Origin of the sequence: Ramlibacter sp. AN1015, from assembly GCF_037726105.1 — a bacterium.
Classification (GTDB): domain Bacteria; phylum Pseudomonadota; class Gammaproteobacteria; order Burkholderiales; family Burkholderiaceae_C; genus Ramlibacter.
In genome coordinates this window covers 175834-193360 of record NZ_JBBJUM010000005.1, presented here as the reverse complement: position 1 = coordinate 193360, position 17527 = coordinate 175834, and the positions used below count along the sequence as shown (strand labels likewise).

Here is a 17527-nt window from a genome sequence, read left to right as displayed (position 1 = left end):
AGCCGCGGCCCCGCCGAGCGGGCGCTTCGGCAGAATGGCCCGCCATGAGGCCGGCGACCTTGCTCCGGGCCGCCACGGTGGCGGCGATTCTTCTGCTCGTAGCGGCGGGCGCGCTCACCGTCTCCTCGGTGCGCGCCCAGATCGCGACGGCTGGCTGGGTCGCGCACACGCACGAGGTCATCGCGCATCTCGAAGCGGTGCTGGCGAACCTCAGCGCGGCGGAAAGCGCACAGCGGGCTTACCTGCTGACCGGCGACACCACGTACCTGCCCGAGTACCGATCGGGCGAACGCCAGGCCCGCGATGAAGCGCAGCAGCTCGACGTCCTCATCGCAGACAACCCCAGCCAGCAACGGAGGCTGACGGGGCTGTTGCAGGCCCTCGACACACGCTTTGCCTCCATGGCCGAGGCGCGCGACGCTCGCGCGGACGGCGAGTTGGCGCGCGTCCAGCAAATCGTTCTGAGCCGAAGCCGCCAGGAGTTGCAGGAAGTACGGCTTCGGCTGGCCACGCTGCGCGAAGAGGAGGATCGCCTGCTCGAACGGCGGTTGGACGCTGCCGAAGGCGCCGCGGCCCGCGGCACCGCGGCGGCAGTGGGCACGACCGCATTGGCGCTGGCGCTGCTGTTCACCTTGAACTGGGGATCGGCACGCCACACGCACCGCCTGCAGCGCGAGCAGGAGGAGCTGCGCCAGTCGCGCGAGGCGCTGCGCGTGCAGGCAGACCACCTGTCACAAGCCAACGAACAGCTGCGCCAGTTCGCCGAACTGCTCGAGCAGCGGGTGAATGAGCGTACCGCCGAGCTCGCGGAGCTGAACGCGCAGTTGCAGGGTTTCGCGCATTCGGTGGCGCACGACCTGCGCGCGCCGCTGCGCAACATCCAGGCCTTCGCGCAGGCGCTGCTCGAGGACGAGTCGGGGCGCATGAGCCCGCACGGTGTGCAGTTCGCGCAGCGGCTCGCCGACAGCAGCGAGAGGCTCGACGGGCTGGTGCACGACCTGCTGGCCTACAGCCGCACGGCGCGCAGCCACCTGCACCTCCAACCCGAGCAGCCGGGGACGGTACTGCGCGCGATCCTCGACGAGATGCGTCCCGAGCTGGAGCGCACGGGAGCCAGAGTCGAGGTGCACGAACCGCTCCCGGCGGTGCTCGCCCACCGGACCACGCTGGCGCAGGTGCTGTCGAACCTGCTGTCCAACGCGCTGAAGTTCGTGCGCCCCGGCCAGGCGCCCACGGTGCGGATCGGATCCCGCGAGCACGAGGGCTGGGTCGTGCTGTGCGTGCAGGACGAGGGCATCGGCATCGATCCCGAGCAGCACGAGCGCATCTTCGCCGTGTTCGAACGGCTGCACAGCCAGGAGGAGTATCCGGGCAGCGGTATCGGTTTGGCGATCGTGCGCAAGGCCGTCGAGCGCATGGGCGGACAGGTGCGCGTGCACAGCCGACCCGGTGCGGGCAGCCGCTTCGAGGTGTGGCTGCGCCCCGCCGCGGCCGAGGCATGAGCCTCGAATCGCACGACCACCGACGACAATCGCTCCCGATGTCCACGACCTCACCGCCTCTCCCGCCGCTGCGGCTGCTCCTGCTGGACGACAACCCGGACGACCGCGTGCTGGCGCTGCGCGAGCTGCGCCGTGAGTTCGACGTGCGCGCGGTGGAAGTGGGCGACCGCGCCGGATTCGAGGCGGCCCTCGCCGAACCGGATTTCGAGTTCGTGATCACCGACTACCAGATGCGCTGGAGCACGGGCATGGAGGTGCTCCAGCGCATCAAGGCGCGCTGGCCGGCGCTGCCGGTCATCATGTTCACCGCCACCGGCACCCAGGAAATCGCCGTACAGGCGATGAAGTCGGGCCTGGACGACTACGTCGTCAAGAGCCCGCGGCACTACGTGCGCCTGTCGGTGGCCGTACGCCAGAGCCTGCATCGCAGCGAAATACGGCTGCGGGCCGTGCGCTCGGAAACGCGCCTGCACTCGCTGCTGGAGCGCATCGACATCGGCGTGTTCCGCCTGTCGGAAGAAGGCGACCTGCTCGACGCCAACCGGACGATGCGCGAGATGCTGGAGCTGGCGGACACCGCAGCCCTCGCCGACGCGCGGCATCCGCTGTTGGACACGGCCCGCGAAGCTGCACGTGCGCTGCATGCGCGCGGCGATCGCATCGAGCGCGACCTGGTGCTGGGCGAGCGCGACCAGCTGCGCTCCTGGACCTTGAAGCTGGTGCGCGTGCCCGTGAACGGCCACGACGCCATCGACGCGCTGGCCGAGGAAACGACGCGCCTGCGCCGTGCCGATGCGGCATTGCTGGCCCTGAACCGAGAGCTCGAGCAACGCGTGGCGCAGCGCACCCAGCAGCTGCAGGAGGCGAACAGCTCGCTCGAATCCTTCGCCTATTCGGTCTCGCACGACCTGCGCGAGCCGGTCCGCACGCTGCAAGGCTATGCGCGGGCCGTGCGCGAAGAGCTGGACGCCGGCCACACCGACGCCGCGAGCGGTTTCATGGGGCGCATGGAGCAGGTGGCGCAGCACGTCGATGACCTGGTCGGGGACCTGCTGGAGTACGCGACCTTGTCGCGCGCCGAGCTCACGCTGCTGCCCCTTGCAACGAGCGCTGCCCTCGACGAAGCCGTGGCCTGCCTGGCCTACGACCCGATGTTCCAGCGGGCCGCGGTGCGGCGCGAAGGCGAGCCGTGGCCGCAGGTGGTGGCCCACCATGGAACCTTCGTGCAGGTGCTGGTGAATCTGCTGTCCAACGCCTGCAAGTTCGTCGCGCCTGGCGAGGCCGCACACATCACGCTGCGTGCCGCGCGCGTGGACGGGCAGGTGCAGCTCGAAGTGTGCGACCGGGGAATCGGGGTTTCGGCAGCCGACCAGGACCGCATCTTCGACGTCTTCGAGCGGCTGCACGGACCGGAAAGCTACCCCGGCACCGGCGTCGGGCTGGCCTTGGTGCGCAAGGGCATGGAGCGCATGGGCGGCACGGTGGCGGTCCGTTCCGAAGTCGGTCGCGGAAGCTGCTTCGACCTGCGGCTGCCGGCCGCGCCGCACGAGGGGGCGACCGCATGACGGCGCATCCGCTTGCCGTGCTGCTGGTGGACGACAACCCGCACGACCGTGCACTCGTGCTGCGCGAGATGCGCAAGGTGCTGCCGCAGGTGCGCGTGGACGAGGTGGGCGGCCCGGCCGAACTCGACGCGTTGCTGCAGGCGGGTACGCCGTGGGACGCCGCCATCACCGACTACCAGCTGCGCTGGTCGACCGGCCTCGATGTGTTCCGGCGCCTGCAACGCGAGCGCCCGGGGCTGCCGGTGATGCTGTTTACCGCCAGCGGCAGCGAGGAACTGGCGGTGGCCGCCTTGCAACAGGGCGTGGACGACTACATCACCAAGACGCCGAAGCACTACGGGCGCGTGCCGTATGCGCTGCAGGCGATCGTCGAGCGCCGCAACCGCCGGATGGAGGCCGAGCGCGCGATGGCCGCCCTGCAGCGCAGCGAAGCGCTGCTGAAGCTGGCCACGCAGTCGGCGTCGATGGACGTGTGGGAGATCGACCTCGCGTCGCGGCAGCTGACCCTGCACGGGCGCGCATCCGGACTGATCCGGACCGACAGTGCCCACATGCGTTTCGACCAGCTGATCGCAGCCGTCCACCCGCAGGACCAGCCCGCCTTGCGCTCGCACCTCGCCGCAGCGGCGTCGGGCGTGGGACGCTTCGACGAGGAGTTCCGGCTGCTGCTGCAGGGACGGATCGTGTGGGTGCGTGCCGCCGGCGTGCCGGATGCCGGCGGGCGCATCGTCGGCGTGCTGGAGAACGTCACGCCGCGCAAGCTGGCGCAAGAGCAACTGCTGCTGGCCGACCGCCAGAAGGACCAGTTCATCGCCACCCTGGGCCACGAGCTGCGCAACCCGCTCGCGCCGATCCGCTATGCCACCCGGCTGCTGGACGCCAACGCGACGCCGGCGGCGCTCGCGTCGGCCCGCGCCGTGATCGAGCGGCAAGCCGACGCCATGGCCTCGCTGCTCGACCAGCTGCTGGACCTGGGGCACATCAGCACCGGGCGCATCCAGCTGCAGCAGGCGCTGCTCGACCTGCGCGAGCTGGTGCGCCACGCGGTGGACGACCTGCGGCCGCTGCTCGACGCGCGCAGGCTGTCGCTCACGCTCACGCTGGACCCGCAGCCGCAATGGGTATACGCAGACGCGCTGCGCATCAAGCAGGTGGTGGACAACCTCATGCACAACGCCATGAAGTTCACGCCGGCTGGTGGGCAGGTGCGCGTCAGCGTCACCGCGGAGCAGCACGAGGCCGTGCTGCGCGCCGAAGATACGGGCGAGGGCATTCCGGCCGACATGCTCACGCAGGTGTTCGAACCCTTCGTGCAGGTGCAGTCCGGCCCCGGGTCCGGAACGCGCGGCGGCCTGGGCATCGGCCTGGCCGTCGTGCGCCAGCTCGCAAAGCTGCACGGCGGATCGGTCAAGGCGCTCAGCCCAGGAGCGGGTCAAGGCGCCTGCTTCGAGGTGCGCCTGCCCCTGGCGCCCGCCGGACCGGACGCCGCCTCCGCGCCTGCCGTGCCAAGCGCGGACGGCGGCAGCGCTGCGCTGCGCATCCTCGTGGCGGACGACCAACCCGACGCCGCCGAAAGCCTCACCATGGTGCTGAGCCTGGATGGCCACGAGGTCCGCACGGCATTCGACGGCCTGCAAGCGCAAGCCATCGCGTCGGAATGGACGCCCGAGGTGATGGTGCTCGACATCGGCATGCCAGGGGCCACGGGAGAAGAGGTGGCGCGGTGGGCGCGCCAGCAACCGTGGGGACAGACGGTGCGGCTGGTGGCGGTGACGGGATGGGGCCGGCCGGAGGATCGGGAGCGGTTACGGGCGGCGGGGTTTGATGCGCACTTGGTGAAGCCGGTGGGGGTGGGGGAGTTGTGGCGGGAGATCACCCGGAGACGGAATTAAGCGCGCGTTAGCATTTCAATTGAGACCACCAGCGATCCGGTTCTTCCGAACGAACTCAAGGAAGAAGCAATGTCACCGAGCGGTCACTCCGCATTCAGTCGGAGCGCAGGGTATCGCGCGATTATCGACTCGTATGCACGCTCACCAAACACTGCCTTATAGCGTCGCATTGCGCCGAGCGCCTCCGCCGGCTGTGCGTTTAGCCAATAGGCAGACGCGAGGCGCAAGTGAATTGCCGAATACGCGAACCGGTCGGCCGCCATTTGTAAAACTCGAATCTCATTCTGCGACAGACCAGCCCGCACCTCCATTGTTGCAGCCTGCAGCAGCGCATCCATGTGCGTGTTCAGCGTAAAAGTTCGAGTGGGGACACGCGCACTCGCCGATGTCAATTTTGCTGCTGCAAAGCGCATCGACCTGAAGTCAGACTCGATAGCTCGATACTCAACTGCGACTCCAATTGCCAGCACCAACCAAGTGAAAAATACCAGCTTGGGCAGAGTTGATGCGGCAAGTACACGCGCGGAACGATGATTGGCCTCGATAATTCCAACTGCCACTCCCGCCGGGATCAGGAAGTAAGCATATGCGAACGGGAACTCTAGCAGTGAATGGACGGCGAATGGAATCAGGGATAAAGCGGCAAATACCGCTTCTGGCTCCTTGATACTAGAGAGTCGGGTCCACGCCCACACCGTCAGCAGGACGCACAAGAGCACGCCCAGTGGTATCCCAACCCATGCCAGCATATCCAATAAAATGTTGTGGGAATAGGTTACGGTGGAGACACCATCGCCAAGTTTGGGAACTGCACCCGCCATGTGCGCGACCGTTGTCTGATTCCAACCGTAGCCCATCAGTGGGCGCTGCAATACACCGGCGAGCACCTCATTCCAGAGCAACATGCGATGGCTGTTGTCTGCAAAGGCAATTTCCCTCCCAGCTCCCAGCATCAGCGCTTCCGCCATCAATGGGGCCAGAAACCAACACACCAAAACACAGAGCAGCCAAGCAATAATTTGCCCATGCGAGAGGCCGATGCGTACACGCTGGGCCGCGACGATCGCTGCAATCCCCATAACAACCGAACTAACTAGGCCAGTCCGGGACTGCGACATGGCCACGGCCGCCGAAAGCACCCCAACCGCAACAAGGAAAAGAGTAGAACCGACCATCCGCTCCCGATATAACCACGCGAGAGCGGCGACTCCGATTAGGGACAACGTTGCGAAATGATTGGCTTGTGCTAGATTTCCAGAAGCCCGCGTGCCAGGGCTGTCCGCGAACACGATCCAAGGCGCGGTGAGATCAGTGAGCCCGAACCACTGGACAACTCCGATTAGTGCCGAACTCGTCGCGGCGACAGCGATCAAGCCACAAGCTGACACAAGACTGCAGCGATTTACATCCCTTGCAAGCCAACTGCCAAGATGTATCGATATAGCAACCGCGGTGATATAGATCCAGGAAAGTATTGCATCACCCATGAAATGGGTGATTCCAATCAGCAACTGGACCCAAGGAACCAGCGCCACAATTCCGACCGCAACGGTGACGAGATGGATGGAAGGCTCTGGTCGATTCCGTACAGCAAGCGCCATCACGACAAGCGCAACACCGGCAAGAGCCATCGCTTCAGAATGGAAGCTAAGCCACGGCGGCGAATGGTCGGGTAATAGGTACGCGCACGTAGTGATTATGGAGCCCGCAATTAAGACAAGTTTTACGATCTGCGTTGGCACGTATCGGACCATTGGAGTGCTGCAGGCTAGTTGCGGGACATGCTTGCGAGAGCTAAAGACACAATAGACGTGTGCCTGCGACGTTGGAATCCTCTGTCTCTGAAGACTCAGGAGCGAAGAGATTGCAGGGGTTTAGATGCGAAGCGGCTCCGCGGCGCCCGCCCTAGGAACGGGCACGAGACCGCGGGGCCGCTTCTTCAGGTAAAACGGGAAAGTGACTTATCGAGCCACTTTCCCCTTGGTGCGCACTTAGAAACCTGCTGCTGCTGCGTTTGCAAATGAAGTGCTGCAAGAGCCTGGGAGCAGCTTGAGGATTGCCGGCTGAGTCGTCAGCGCACCACACCTCCACGAGGCGACCGACACACCAACATCGTTGGCAGTCATCGCCACCTGAGCACCCGAGCCATCCACTTTCATTGGCTGGAGGTAAATATGTGCGTTGGCATCAGCGATCCCACTGTCGATACCAGTGAATTGCACTCGAACCGATCCGGTGTTGCTGGTTGCGACAGAAAGAACATACTTGGTCGGCCCACTTGTGCCAGAAGTTGCGGCTTCGCAGCCCCAATTACCTGCGGTCGGCACCGTGGTTCCGGTCGTAGTTTGGAACTTCTCCGTAATAGTCGTCCGGCACGAGCTAGCTGCCAGCACCACTTCCGACATCTTCGCCTTCTTGGTGTAGTCCTGATAAGCAGGCAGAGCCACGGCGGCCAGAATGCCGATGATCGCGACCACGATCATCAGTTCGATCAGGGTGAAACCCTTTTGCAGTTGACGCTTCATAGATCCTCCAGAGGTTAAGCGTGTTGGGCACCTGGAGAACGCAATAGCTGTGCCAGCGCCAAAAACGTTAAAAAACACACGCTTACGGCTGGTTTCAAGTTTCAACCTCAACAATTGCGTCACTTGCCGTCACGTCACGCTGACACTTTTGTCAGAACTCAGCGCAGGCAGACGGCGCGGACCTGGGTGAGGTCGGTGTGGCCGCGCAGGACCTTGTCCATGCCGTCCATCTTCAGGCTGTGCATGCCGCCCTCCACGCAGGCGGCGAAGATCTGCCGCACGGGGGCGCGGGTCTGGATGAGGTGCTTGATGCCGGCATCGGCCACCAGCAGTTCGTGCAGCGCGATGCGGCCGCGGTAGCCGGTGTTACGGCACTCCGGGCAGCCGCCGGCGCGCCACAGGCGCAGGCGGCCGCGCTGGCCGTGCTCACGTACCCAGCCTTCGTAGAGCCGGCGCGCCGCGCCCGCGGGGTCTGCCTGCCAGGCGGGCGTGGCGCGCAGCTCCTCGCTGTACTCGGCGATGAAGGCGCGCAGCTCGTCGGCCTCTGGCAGGTATTCCTCCTTGCAGGCGCACAGGCGCCGCGCGAGTCGCTGCGCCAGCACGCCGAGCAGCGCGTCGGCGAAGTTGAAGGGGTCCATGCCCATGTCGAGCAGGCGCACGATCGACTCGGGCGCCGAGTTGGTGTGCAGCGTGGAGAACACGAGGTGGCCGGTGAGCGACGCCTCGACGCCCATGGCCACGGTCTCGGCGTCGCGCGATTCGCCGACCATGATGATGTCCGGGTCGGCCCGCAGGAAGGCGCGCATCAGCACGGCGAAGTCGATGCCGGCCTTGCGGTGCACCTGCACCTGGCGCAGGCCGCGCTGGGTGATCTCGACCGGGTCCTCGGCGGTCCAGATCTTGACGCCGGGCGTGTTGAGGTGGTGCAGGATGGAGTGCAGCGTGGTGGTCTTGCCCGAGCCGGTGGGGCCGCAGACGTAGAAGAGGCCGTGCGGCGCGCCTACGGTGGCCCGCAGCAGCTGCAGGTTGCGCGCGCTCAGCTCGAGTTGCTCCAGCAGCATCGGCTCGCCGGCCGAGAGCAATCGGATCACGACGTCTTCGACGCCACCGGCCGTGGGCACGGTGGCGACGCGCAGCTCGATGTCGAGCGGCCCGAAGCGGCGAAAGCAAATCTTGCCGTCCTGCGGCCTGCGCCGCTCGGAGATGTCCAGGTCGCACATGATCTTCAGGCGCGTGATCAGCGCCTGCCGAAAATGCGCCGGCACCTCGGTGTAGGGCTGCAGCACGCCGTCGATGCGAAAGCGGATGCCCGTGCGCCCCTTGCCGGGCAGCGGCTCGACGTGGATGTCGGAGGCGCGCTGCTGGTGCGCTTCGATGATCAGCTTGTTGACGAACTTCACCAGTTCGTTGTCGGCCGCCGCCGATTCGAGGAGGGACTCGTTGCCCCCCTCGTCGCCCTGCGGGCCGCCGGCTTCGGCCAGCATTTCATCGAGCGCCTCTTCGCCCGCGCCGTAGAACTGGTGCAGGGTCTTGTCGAACTCGGCGAGCGTGGTGACGCGCCAGGCCAGCCGGGCGAAGCGCGGGAACACCTGGGGCACCACGCGCGAGCTGCGCACCGCCTCCGGGTCGCGGCACATGAGGACCAGGCCGTCGGGCGAATCCTCGAGTGGTATCCAGCCGTGCTCCTCGACGAACTCGCGCCGCAGCAGCCCCTGCAACAGTCCCGAGCGGATGCGCCCGCGCTGGTAGGGCTCGTAGGGCACGCCGAAAAAGCGGGAGAGCGAAGCTCCGATCTGCGCGGCGGGAATGTCGTACTCGGACAGCAGCACGTTCTCGACGCAGTGGCCGTGGGTGCGGGCCTGCAGCAGCGCCTGCTGCAGCTCCTGCGGGCTCAATAGCCCGGCGCTGAGCAGGCCGTCGTAGCGGGTGGGCTTGCGCAGCGCCACGTCTTGCCGCAGGTGCACGCGCCGGCGAAGTGCGGTGGCGAGCGTGTGGCACAGCTGCATCGCACCCTCAAAGGCGCGCTGCGAGAACGGCCGGCCCGTGCGGTGGTTGATGATCTGCAGCACGCCCCACAGGGTGTCGCCCTCGACGATGGGCAGCGCCATCATCTCGCGGGTGCGAAAGCCGGAGGCACGATCGACGTCCGGCAGCAGGGACAGCTCGGGGTGGATACGCTGGAGTGCGGCCGTGTCGTAGGCGTCGGCGAGGTTCAGGGGTTGGCAGGTCATCGCGACGAAGCCGGCGATGCTTTGCGTGCCCACCGGCAGGCGCAGCGCCCGGCTGCCGTTCAGGCCGGTCTTGATCCGGGAGACGAGCGCGCGTCGGTCCTCGGTGACGGCGTAGAGGGTGAGGCGCACCGCCTCGAAGGCGTCGCAGATGTCGGCGCCGACATCGAGCATGAGGTGTTCGAGGTCTTCGGTGTCGTGGATGCGGGCCGTGACCTGCTGCAGCTTGCGATAGAACCGCGCTTGTGCCGCCAGCCGCTCGCCGCCAGGGGGCAGCACGGCCGCTTCATCCGATTCATCTTCTTGCGCTCTGGAGGAAGAAGACTCGACAACCTGCGCAGCGGGAGTCGAGCCGGCGCTCATATCTCGAGTTCCTGGCCGGCGCGCAGCCAGCGGATGTCGTGCGTGACGTGCAGGCCGTCGGGCGTGGTGCGGTCGAACTGCTGGATCTCGGCCATGATCAGTTCGGTTTCGGCGGGCTTGGTGTGCGTGATGTAGATGGGGAAGGACTGGCGCGTATCGATGCAGTCCAGCTCGTCGGCCAATGTCTGCGGAGAAAGGTGGCGGCTGCGCTGCGCGAGGGCCGCTTCGCGGCTGCTGAACGCCGTCTCGATGACCAGCGCCGCGACGTTGAGGGCGTTGATGCGGCGCCAGAACGCGGGGTTGCGTTCGGTGTCGCCCGAGAACACCCAGCAGCCCGTACCCGCGGTGACGGCGAAGCCGACGGCCGGCACGGTGTGTTCGGCGGGGAGGACTTCGACGTGGCGGCCGCCGATCTCGAGGATCTGCCCCCGCGCGATGGGATGGAAACTGAGGAAGGGTTGGTGCGGGCTGGGGATGCGGCTGAAGTCGGGCCAGATGACGTCGTTGAAGATGTGGGCGCGCAGGGCCCCGATGGTCTGCGGCAGGGCATGCAGCCGCACCGGACCGGCCAGGCGCGCGCCGATGGCGTCGAGCATGAGGGGCAGGGCGGCGACGTGATCGAGGTGGGAGTGCGTCAGCAGGACATCGGAGATGCCGGCCATCTCGTCGAGCGTGAGGTCGCCGACGCCGGTGCCGGCATCGACGAGCAGGTCGCCGTCGATCAGGAACGAGGTCGTGCGGCAGCCCTGGGCGATGGTTCCCGAACAGCCCAGCACGCGTACCTTCATGCAGTGCTCCTGGTCATTTGGTCTCGATGCGCGTGGCGCCGTCCCACATGGGATCGAACGCCTGCCGCCGCGCGGCTTCGACCCGCGCCGCGTACGCCTGGTACAGGGGCTTGTCGCCATGCCGCTCGCGCAGCTTGTACAGCAGCAGTTCACAAGACTCCCAGTTCTGGTTTCGCCACGCCATGAGGAACGCGAACCAGCTCTTGAGTTCCTCGGCGAGTTGTGCGTTCTCGGCGAGTGCCGTCGGCGTCAGTGGCTGGAAGATCGCCACGGCGCGCTCCTTGCCCTTGACGCGCACCCGATCGAGCTCCTGCCAGACGAAATCGGGCGCGAGGCGGCGCGTGCTCTCGCTCGCCACGATGACGACGCCATAGAGCTTGGAGAGCCCCTCGAGGCGGGCGCCCAGGTTCACCTCGTCGCCGATGACCGTGTAGGAGCGGCGGATGTCCGAGCCCATGTCGCCCACGCACATGGTCCCCGAGTTCAGGCCGATGCCGACGCCGATGGTGGGCAGCCCGCGCAGCCGGTGCTCGAGGTTGATGCGCTCGACCTCGTGGGCCATCGCCAGCGCGGTGGCCACCGCGAGGCGCGCGTGCTCCGGGGTCTCCACCGGCGCACCCCAGAAGGCCATGACGCAATCGCCCATGTACTTGTCGATGGTGCCGCGATGCGCGCGGATGATGCCGGTGAGCCGGCTGAAGAGGCCGTTGAGCAGCGCCTGCAGCGCCTTCGGTTCCATCTGCTCGGACAGGCGCGTGAAGCCGCGCATGTCGCAGAACAGTACGGTGAGTTCGCGGTTCTCGGCGGCCATGGTGTAGCTGTCCGGGTCTTTGACCATCTCGTCCACCAACTCGGGCGGGACGTAGGTGCCGAACAGCTGCGCCAGCTCGCGCTTGCTTCGGCTTTCCACGAAATAGCCGTAGCTCATGTTGAGGCCGAAGGCGGTGAGCACCATGACCAGGAAGGCCGCCAGCGGAAGCACCAGCCCGGCGCCGAGGTACAGCCAGAAATTGACGGCCACGCCCACCGCCATCACGGCGGAGCTCAGGAGCACGGCGCGCGACGCCGATAGCAGCGGCAGCGCCGACGCGAGCAGCAGCCCGGACGCGGACAGCACGAGCACGTCGTAGCCCACCGCGTAGTCGGGCCGCAGCGGCATGCGCCCGTCGAGCAGGCCGGACAGCAGGTTGGCATGGGTCTCGACGCCGGCATAGGCCTCGCCGACCGGCGTGACCCGCAGGTCCTTCAGCCCCGGGGCGGTGGTCCCGACCAGCACGACCTTGCCGCGCAGGCTGTCCGGCGCAAGCCGCTGGAAGCGCAGGTCGGACGCCGAGACATAGCGGAACGAGCCGCCATCGACACCGCCGGGGCCGCGGTACGGCACCAGCGTCGTCACCCCGTCCGCCACCGGAATGTCGATGGTGCGGCTGCCCTGGCGCAGGCGCACCGCTTCGAGCGCCTGGTAGGCGTGGCCCCGGCTGCCGACGAAGACGGGTTCCACGGCGGGCAGGCCCATGAGCATGCGAAAGACGGCCAGCGAAAGCGACTCGTAGAACTGGCCCCGGTGCTCGGCGAGCAGGGGGACCGCGCGCACCACGCCGTCGTGGTCCACCACGGGGTTGAAGAAGCCCGCCATCGGGGCGGCCGCGACCAGGCGATCGATGTTGGCGCCGTAGCCGCTCCAGCTGCTGAACCGGATGGGGCGGCCCTGCAGCGCCTCCACCGGCATCGCGGGCGGCGGCAGCGCACCGACGGCGAGTCCGTTGGAGTCGCTGGTGAAGTAGTAGCCCAGCACCGCCGGGCGCCCTTGCAGCGAGCGGGCGAACAGACCGTCGTAGTCGAGGGCGGGCGCGAGCTGCTGCACGCGCTGGCCGAAGCCGGGCTGGTCGCGCAGCTCGCCGGCCGCCAGCTCGCGCAGGCGCGGCAGCCCGGAACTGGCGTCCGGCTCGGCGAAGACGACGTCGAAGGCGACGACCGCGGCGCCCTGGCGCTCGAACAGCTCGTCGGTGATGCGGGCCAGGTGGTGGCGGCCCCAGGGCCAGTGCCCGAGTTCGGCGAGGCTCTTCTCGTCGATATCGACGATGACGATGCGCTCGTCGAGCGTGCCGGGCATGGTCGCGCGCAGCCGCGTGTCGTAGAGGATCTGGTCGAGCTGGCGCAGGAAAGGCACTTCGAAGGTGGCCGTCGCGTGCAGCAGCGCCAGGAGCAGCGGAACCAGCGTGACCACGAAACGGGGCCACTGCCGCACGAGGGCGCCCGAAGGGGGCCAGCGCCAGGGCACGTCAGGCCTGCACGAACTGCATCTGCGTGCCCGCCAGCTCGAGCAGGTCGCCGTCCTTGAGGGCAACCGGCTCGGCGCCGACCGGCGAGCCGTTGAGCGCGGGCCGGTGCTCGCCGTCCACGTGTGCAACGGTGTAGCCCTGGGCGCGCCGGGTGATCGACGCAACCGCGATCCCCGGCTTGCCGATGGTCGTGACGACCTTGTTGAGCGGCACCTCCCGACCCACCGCGGCGCCCGACAGGACCTTGATGGTGGCGACGGGCGGCGCATCCGCACCGGCACCGGCACCGGCACCGGCACCGGCTGGCAGGGAGGCCGAGGGCATGCCCTGCGCCGTAGCAGCCACGGCTGCGGCCGTCGCTGCGCTGGCGGGCTGCGCCGAGGTCGCTGGAGCGGATGCGGATGCAGGTGCCGGCGCGGCGGCCGTTGCTGCCGGCGTAGAGCGGATGGCGGCGCCTGCCGGTGCGGCCTCAGCGGCGCGCGCCGCCGGCGGCTGCACCAGCATGGTCCGATCGAAGGTGCTGTGCACCGGCTCGCCGCCCACGAACTTGATCCGGTACTTGCCGATCTCGACCGTGTCGTTGTGCTGCAGGCCCTGGCGCTTGATCGCCCGGCCGTTGACGTAGGTGCCGTTGGTGCTGTTGAGGTCTTCCAGGAACACCGTGCCGTCGGCCATCTCCAGCACCGCGTGCTCGCCGCTCACCGCGAGGTTGTCGATGACGATGTCGTTGTAGGGTCGGCGGCCCAGGGTCGTCCGGTCCTTGGTGAGCTGCACTTCCTTGATGACGACCCCGTCGATCGAGATGATCAACTTCGGCATGGTCCCGCTCCTCTTCGAATCATTCGTGATGCCGCTTTTCTGGCGCTTCCCGTCATTGTCCCAGCAGGCGCGACAGCAACCCGCGCCGGCCGCGCCCCGGGCCGGCCCGCACCAGCACGACGGACACATTGTCCCGGCCCCCGTTGGCATTCGCCGCATCGACCAGGCGATCGGCGCGGTCCTGCAAAGGCGCGTCGAGCTGGAGGATGGAGGCGATCGCCCGGTCGTCGATCATGTCGTTGAGCCCGTCTGAGCACAGGAGAAAGCAGTCACCGGGCTCGACCCGGTGCTCGTTGACGTCCAGCAGCACGGTGTCCTCGACGCCAAGGGCGCGGGTGACCAGGTTCTTCTGGTCCGAAACGGCCGCTTCTTCTTCGGTGATGAGCCCGGCTTCGAGCTGCTCCTGCAGCAGGGAATGGTCGCGCGTGACCTGCGTCAGCTGCCCGGCCCGCAGCCGGTAGCAGCGCGAGTCGCCAATGTGCCCCAGCACGAGGCGCTGCGCCTGGAACACCGCGACCACCAGCGTGGTGCCCATGCCGGCGTAGTTCGGGTTGGCATTGGCGGCATTGAAGACGGCGCGGTTGGCGTTCTCGACACAGATCTCCATGGCCCGGCGCAGCTCGCGGGCGTTGGCCTGCTCGCCCGCCTGCGTGAGCCAGCGGCCGAGCTCGGCGCGGATGAAGGCCGTGGCCATGCCGCTGGCGACCTCGCCGGCGTTGTAGCCGCCCATGCCGTCGGCCAGCAGCGCAAGCCGCGCTTCCTCATCGACGGCAACCGAATCCTCGTTGTTGGAGCGCGCGAGGCCCGGGTCGGTGCGGGAACAGAACTCGTAGTGCATAGGGCCAGCTGCTCAGGCATCCAGCCTGCGGATATCCGGCGCCGTCGCGGCGCCGGGGGACGGCGGCTCCGTGTCGCGGGTGGGGACCTGCTGCACGCGTCGCGTCGCATCATAGCCGCGAGTGGCGCCCGTGCCGACGCCCTGCGGCGCCGGCGCATGCAGGGCGGGCACGCCGCGCAGCGAAGGCTCGCAGGCGCGCAGCTCGGCGGCAAAGGCCAGACCGTCGGGCACCCGCGCGTCCGGCTCCTTGGCCAGCGCCCGCGCGATGGCTTCGGCGAGCGCCGGCGGCAGCTGCGGCGCGACGCTGCGCAGGTCGGCAGCGGGCTCGTTGGCGATCTTGAACATCATCTCGGCCAGCGAGTCGCCGCGAAACGGCAACGTGCCGGTCAGCAGCTGGAACAGCATCACCGCGAGCGAGTAGAGGTCGGTGCGACCGTCCACCCGACGACCCGCCAGCTGCTCGGGCGACATGTAGCTGGGGGTGCCGAGGATGGTGCCGGTACGGGTGCGGCTGGCGTCGGTCACGCGGGCAATGCCGAAGTCGGTGACCTTGACCAGGTCTGCGGCAGGCTCGTACATGATGTTGGCGGGTTTGATGTCCCGGTGGATCACACCCTGCTCGTGGGCATAGGCCAGCGCTTCGGCCACCCGTGCACCGATCGAGACCACGGTGGCCGGGGGCAGCAGGTGCGCCGCCTGCGCATGCTCGGACAGGTCGCGCCCGTGCAGGAACTCCATGGCGATGTAGGCGAGATCGTGCTCCTCGCCGGCATCGAAGATGGTGACGATGTTCGGGTGCGCGAGCCGCCCGGCGGTCTCCGCTTCGCGGAAGAAGCGCCGCCGCGCCTCCTCGAGGTCGTCCCCGGCGAACTCCTGGCCGAGCGCCAGCGTCTTGATGGCGACCGCGCGGCCGATGCGCGGGTCGCGCCCGAGGTAGACCACGCCCATGGCGCCCTTGCCGAGCTCCTTTTCGAGCTGGTAGCGCCCGAGCATGGGCTTTTCCACCGCACCGTCGTCCAGCACCAGCGTGCCGCCCGCCGTGCCGCTGGCGCCGCCGAGGATCACGGTCTCCGACAGGTTCCTGGCCCGACCCAGGCGGGCACGCAGGTCCTTGTAGTCGGCGTTCCAGCTGGCCATGTGGCGGTAGATCGCTTCCGCCTTATTGAACTGCCGCCGGCGCTCGAAGTCGAGTCCGAGGTTGTACAGGTTGTCCATCAAGGCGTCGCCCAGCGGAACGCGGCGGAAACGGTCGAACGCCATGTCGAGCTGGCCCTGACCCTGCAGGGCGAGGCCCATCATGCGGTTGGTCTCGGCGGACTCGTCGTCGGAGCGGCGCTTGCCGGACTCGGTCACCAGGAAGCGCCGGGTGGTCAGTGCCAGGTGCCCGGCAAGCAGCAGCGTGGCCGCAAGGATGCAGGGCACCCAGACCGAAGCGCGGGCGAGTGCGAAGAACTCGCTGCCCAGCAGCCCGGCGAACAGCACCGCGGTGACCGCTGCGCCCCAGCCCGCCGACAGCCGGGGCAGCAATGCGAGCAGATAGGCTGCCACCAGCAGCACGGCCGCCGCCGCCGCCAGGGCGGCCCAGGCTGGCTGGCCGACGGCGTGGCCGCTGAGGATGCTGGAGGTGACCTGGGCCAGCACCTCCACGGGCGCCAGCGCGGGATGGCCCGGCACGGCGAAGCTGCTGCCGACTCCGGCCGCCGTGGCGCCGATCAGCACGGTCTTGCCGCGGTAGCGCTCTGCGGGGATGGTGCCGGCCAGCACCTCGTGAAACGGATCGGAGCGACGGCCGGCGCGTTCGCCGGCAGGAAATCGCGGCAACATGCGCGACTGGGAATCGGTGGGCAGCCGCAGACGCCCCAGGCGCAACTCCTCGCCGGGTGACCACTGCAGGTCCCCGGGCTGCAGGTTCAAGTCCCGCGCAACCGCCAGCAGCGCCAGGGACGGAATGGCTTGCCCGTGCAGGTCGATGAGCAGCGGCACTTCGCGCACGGCTCCATCGACGTCCACCATCAGGTTCAGGTGTCCCACGCCGGCCGACACAGCGCCCAGGGACTCGATCGGCGCCTGCACCGCCAGAGCCTCCACGGCAAAGCCCGGTGCCGCCGCCACGGTAGTGCGCGCGAGCCAGTCTGGCAGCGCGCGCTCGGGTCGGCCCATAGGCTCCCCCAGGGTGAGCAGCGCCGGCAGGAGCACGTTGCCCGCGCTGCGCAGGCTGCGGGCCAGCTTGGCGTCGGAGTCCAGGGCCTCTTCGGCTTCGCGCACGAGCTGGGCAAGGCCGGTGTCGGCGTCGGGCGGGAGCGCGTCGCGCAAGCGGCGGATGTATTCGAGGCCGCGCTCCGTCTGCGGCTCGACGAACAGCGTGGTGTGGACGATGGTCTTGGCGCCCGCAGCTGCAAGCCGGTCGATCAGGGCAGCATGCACGTCTCGGGGCCAGGGCCAGCGGCCGATGGCCGCAATGCTGGCGTCGTCGATGGCGATGACGGCGACGCGGTCCGAAGGCTCGCGCGCGCCCTGCGTGCTGCCCCAGTCGTAGAAGCGGCGCTCGAGGGTGCCGATGATGTCCGTGGCCAGGTGAAGCGCCAGCACCGCCATGACCACGACCAGTCCGAGCAGCGCATCGGCGCGCCAGACGCTGCGGCGCTTCGGCCCGTGGGATGAAGTGCTGTGTGCTGCTGAAGAAAACCTGCCCACGTGAGTGCTACCGCCCGGTCTGGTCAATCGG

General features: G+C 68.1%; 11 protein-coding genes. 3 read left to right on the top strand and 8 right to left on the bottom strand.

Annotated features, from left to right (window positions below; translation table 11 throughout):
• Positions 1 to 44: 44 nt before the first annotated feature.
• Genes WG922_RS10205 through WG922_RS10195 form a run of 3 tightly spaced genes read left to right on the top strand, consistent with a single transcriptional unit; the run spans position 45 to position 4959 of the window.
• Positions 45 to 1502 carry a sensor histidine kinase gene (locus WG922_RS10205; protein WP_340282461.1) on the top strand — a complete coding sequence of 486 codons (1458 nt, stop codon included), beginning with the start codon at positions 45 to 47 and terminating at the stop codon, positions 1500 to 1502.
• A gap of 38 nt (positions 1503 to 1540) precedes the next feature.
• Positions 1541 to 3067, top strand: a complete 1527-nt coding sequence (locus WG922_RS10200) for a sensor histidine kinase (protein WP_340282460.1) — start codon at positions 1541 to 1543, stop codon at positions 3065 to 3067.
• Positions 3064 to 4959, top strand: coding sequence for a hybrid sensor histidine kinase/response regulator (locus tag WG922_RS10195; protein WP_340282458.1), 1896 nt, complete (start codon positions 3064 to 3066; stop codon positions 4957 to 4959). The genes WG922_RS10200 and WG922_RS10195 overlap by 4 nt, the downstream gene beginning before the upstream one ends.
• A gap of 83 nt (positions 4960 to 5042) precedes the next feature.
• On the opposite strand, the gene WG922_RS10190 is transcribed toward WG922_RS10195, so the two are convergent.
• The 8 genes from WG922_RS10190 to WG922_RS10155 all read right to left on the bottom strand — a co-directional run bounded on the left by WG922_RS10190 (position 5043) and on the right by WG922_RS10155 (position 17397).
• Positions 5043 to 6701 (bottom strand): PglL family O-oligosaccharyltransferase, encoded by a 1659-nt coding sequence (locus WG922_RS10190; protein WP_340282456.1) that lies wholly within the window; start codon positions 6699 to 6701, stop codon positions 5043 to 5045.
• A 249-nt stretch (positions 6702 to 6950) separates the two neighbouring features.
• Entirely contained in the window at positions 6951 to 7484 is a 534-nt protein-coding gene (locus tag WG922_RS10185) for a pilin (RefSeq protein WP_340282455.1), read from the bottom strand.
• A gap of 158 nt (positions 7485 to 7642) precedes the next feature.
• The gene (locus tag WG922_RS10180; protein ID WP_340282454.1) at positions 7643 to 9991 is read right to left on the bottom strand and encodes a GspE/PulE family protein; all 2349 of its coding nucleotides are present in this window, start codon (positions 9989 to 9991) and stop codon (positions 7643 to 7645) included.
• Positions 9992 to 10071: 80 nt separating this feature from the next.
• Positions 10072 to 10863 (bottom strand): 3',5'-cyclic-nucleotide phosphodiesterase, encoded by a 792-nt coding sequence (locus tag WG922_RS10175; protein WP_340282453.1) that lies wholly within the window; start codon positions 10861 to 10863, stop codon positions 10072 to 10074.
• A 13-nt stretch (positions 10864 to 10876) separates the two neighbouring features.
• Positions 10877 to 13144 carry a CHASE2 domain-containing protein gene (locus WG922_RS10170; protein WP_340282452.1) on the bottom strand — a complete coding sequence of 756 codons (2268 nt, stop codon included), beginning with the start codon at positions 13142 to 13144 and terminating at the stop codon, positions 10877 to 10879.
• Position 13145: 1 nt separating this feature from the next.
• Positions 13146 to 13964, bottom strand: a complete 819-nt coding sequence (locus tag WG922_RS10165; RefSeq protein WP_340282451.1) for an FHA domain-containing protein — start codon at positions 13962 to 13964, stop codon at positions 13146 to 13148.
• A gap of 52 nt (positions 13965 to 14016) precedes the next feature.
• Complete coding sequence (locus WG922_RS10160) at positions 14017 to 14802, bottom strand: Stp1/IreP family PP2C-type Ser/Thr phosphatase (protein ID WP_340282450.1); 786 nt, start codon at positions 14800 to 14802, stop codon at positions 14017 to 14019.
• 12 nt (positions 14803 to 14814) lie between these two features.
• Entirely contained in the window at positions 14815 to 17397 is a 2583-nt protein-coding gene (locus WG922_RS10155; protein ID WP_340282449.1) for a CHASE2 domain-containing serine/threonine-protein kinase, read from the bottom strand.
• Positions 17398 to 17527: the final 130 nt, after the last annotated feature.